Source organism: Chitinophaga sp. 10T418, assembly GCF_056394125.1.
Genome location: NZ_JBFTHG010000036.1, coordinates 1 through 3,660, shown reverse-complemented (window position 1 = coordinate 3,660; position 3,660 = coordinate 1). Strand labels below are relative to the sequence as shown.

Below are 3,660 nucleotides of genomic sequence, written 5' to 3'. Positions count from 1 at the left end.
CCTCTATATAGTGCAGGCCGGAGATGTAGACATGGACGGCATTACCCTGGGCGCTGCGCTCACAGGTACTATAAAAGATGCAGCCGGTAACAATGCCGTACTTACACTTCCTGCGATAAATACCACAGGCGTACTGGTGAATACAAACATACCAGGCGTAGCGGTGACTGCCAGCGCTACGTCTCCGCTGAATCAACCATTCACAGCTACGATTACTTTCACTGAAGCTGTGACTGGATTTGTAGTCGGAGATATCATCGTTACCAATGCGACCTTAAGTGCATTCCAAACAACAGACAACATTACGTATACTGTACTTGTAACACCTACGGCTAATGGTACGGTGACTATCCAGGTACCCGCCAGTGTAGCCGTGAACGTGGGTAATAACAACAATACGGCTTCCAATATGCTAAGCCGCGTTTATGATGGTACGGCGCCTACTATTACAGCTGTAGATATTCCAGCCAACGGCACTTATCACCTCGGCGAAGGGCTCCGCTTCAAAGCACATTTCAGTGAGTCCATCGTTGTAACGGGCACGCCTACGCTCGATATCACTATTGGTGGCACTATCCATCAGGCTACCTATCAGGGCGGCACCGGTACAGATACATTGGGCTTCCTATATATAGTGCAGGCCGGAGATGTAGACATGGACGGCATTACCCTGGGCGCTGCGCTCACAGGTACTATAAAAGATGCAGCCGGTAACAATGCAGTACTTACACTTCCTGCGGTAAATACCACAGGGGTACTTGTAAATACAAACATACCCGGCGTGGCGGTGACTGCCAGCGCAACATCTCCATTAAATCAACCATTCACAGCTACCATTACTTTCACGGAAGCAGTGACCGGATTTGTAGTCGGAGATATTACCGCTACGAATGCTACGTTAAGTGCATTCCAGACAACAGACAACATTACGTATACTGTCCTCGTCACACCAACCGCAGATGGMACCGTGACTATCCAGGTACCAGCCAGTGTAGCCGTGAACGTGGGTAATAACAACAATACAGCCTCCAATATTTTAAGCCGCGTTTATGATGGCACGGCGCCTACTATTACAGCCGTAGATGTACCTGTCAACGGCACTTATCACCTCGGTGAAGGACTCCGTTTCAAAGCACATTTCAGTGAGTCTATCGCCGTAACAGGTACGCCTATACTCGATATCACTATCGGCGGCACTACCCGGCAGGCTACCTATCAGGGCGGCACTGGTACAGATACATTGGGCTTCCTATATATAGTGCAGGCCGGAGATGTAGATATGGACGGCATTACCCTTGGCGCTGCCATCACAGGTACTATAAAAGATGCAGCCGGTAACAATGCAGTACTTACACTTCCTGCGGTAAATACCACAGGGGTACTTGTAAATACAAACATACCAGGTGTAACGGTGACAGCCAGCGCTACGTCTCCATTAAATCAACCATTCACAGCTACGATTACTTTCACTGAAGCGGTGACTGGATTTGTAGTCGGAGATATCACCGCTACCAATGCTACGTTAAGTGCATTCCAAACAACAGACAACATTACGTATACTGTCCTCGTCACACCAACCGCAGATGGCACCGTAACCCTTCAGGTACCAGCCAGTGTAGCCGTGAACGTGGGTAACAACAACAATACAGCCTCCAATATTTTAAGCCGCGTTTATGATGGCACGGCGCCTACTATTACAGCCGTAGATGTACCAGCTAATGGCACTTATCACCTCGGTGAAGGGCTCCGCTTCAAAGCACATTTCAGTGAGTCTATCGTTGTAACGGGCACGCCTACGCTCGATATCACCATTGGTGGCACTACCCATCAGGCTACCTATCAGGGCGGCACTGGTACAGATACATTGGGCTTCCTATATATAGTGCAGGCCGGAGATGTAGATATGGACGGCATTACCCTTGGCGCTGCCATCACAGGTACTATAAAAGATGCAGCCGGTAACAATGCCGTACTTACACTTCCTGCGGTAAATACCACAGGGGTACTTGTAAATACAAACATACCAGGCGTGGCGGTGACAGCCAGCGCTACATCTCCGCTGAATCAACCATTTACAGCTACAATTACTTTCACGGAAACTGTGACCGGATTTGTAGTCGGAGATATTACCGCTACCAATGCTACGTTAAGTGCATTCCAAACAACAGACAACATTACGTATACCGTACTCGTCACGCCAACGGCAGATGGCACGGTGACTATCCAGGTGCCTGCCAGTGTAGCCGTGAACGTGGGCAATAACCCAAATACCGCCTCCAATATTCTAAGCCGCGTTTATGATGGTACTGCGCCTGCGGTAACGGCTGTAGATGTACCCGCCAACGCGGTGTACAACGAGGGCCAGGTACTCTCATTTACCGTCCATTTCAGTGAGATAGTTAATGTAACCAGCACACCGTCGCTGGGTGTAGTAATAGGCGCCACTACCAGACAGGCCACACTGGTAAGTGGCAGTGGTACCAACGCCCTGGTATTCAGTTACACCGTGCAGAATGGTGATATGGATATGGATGGTATTACACTGGGAACCCTGACCGGCACTATCCGTGATGTAGCGGGCAACAACGCAGTACTCACCCTGAATAATGTGGCTAGCACTACAGGCGTACTCGTGAATACAACCCTCCCGGGTGTGGTCATTTCCACTTCCGCTACTTCTCCGGTAATTGCGCCGTTTACTGCCACAATTACCTTCAGCGAAGCAATGACTGGATTTACCATTGGAGATATTACCACTACTAATGCTACGTTAAGTGCATTCCAGACAACGGACAATATTACTTACACCGTGCTCGCTACACCAACGGCTGATGGTACCGTAACGCTTCAGGTACCTGCCAGTGTAGCCGTGAACGTGGGCAATAACCCAAATACCGCCTCCAATATTCTAAGCCGCGTTTATGATGGTACTGCGCCTGCGGTAACGGCTGTAGATGTACCCGCCAACGCGGTGTACAACGAGGGCCAGGTACTCTCCTTTACTGTCCATTTCAGTGAGATAGTTAATGTAACCGGCACACCGTCGCTGGGTGTAGTAATAGGCGCGACTACCAGACAGGCCACACTTGTAAGTGGCAGTGGGACAAACGGCCTTGTATTCAGCTACACCGTACAGAATGGTGATATGGATATGGACGGTATTACAGTAGGAACTCTGACTGGCACCATCCGTGATGCGGCAGGTAACAACGCAGTGCTCACACTCAATAATGTTGGCAACACTACCGGGGTACTGGTAAATACCACTAATCCGGGTGTGGTCATTTCCACTACTGCTACCTCACCGGTGATAGCGCCATTTACGGCGACCATTACGTTCACTGAAGCGGTGACCGGATTTGTAATTGGAGATATCACCACCACCAACGCAACTTTAAGCGCATTCCAGACAACGGACAATATTACTTACACCGTACTCGTAACACCTGCCACAGATGGCGCAGTAACCCTCCAGGTACCCGCCAGTGTAGCCGTGAACGTGGGCAATAATAGCAATACCGCTTCCAATACATTAAGCCTCGTTTTTGCAGGAACAGCTCCTGTGGTAACAGCAGTAGATGTACCGGCAAATGCCATTTACAGACTTGGCCAGGTACTCTCCTTCACCGTTCACTTCAGTGAACCTATAAATGTTACCGG

Annotated in this window: 1 protein-coding gene; it reads left to right on the top strand. The window is 49.6% G+C overall.

Annotated elements, in window-relative coordinates; translation table 11 throughout:
* Positions 1 to 3,660: beta strand repeat-containing protein (locus AC1DCV_RS35605; RefSeq protein WP_477027656.1), on the top strand; the 3,660-nt coding region annotated here is incomplete at both ends.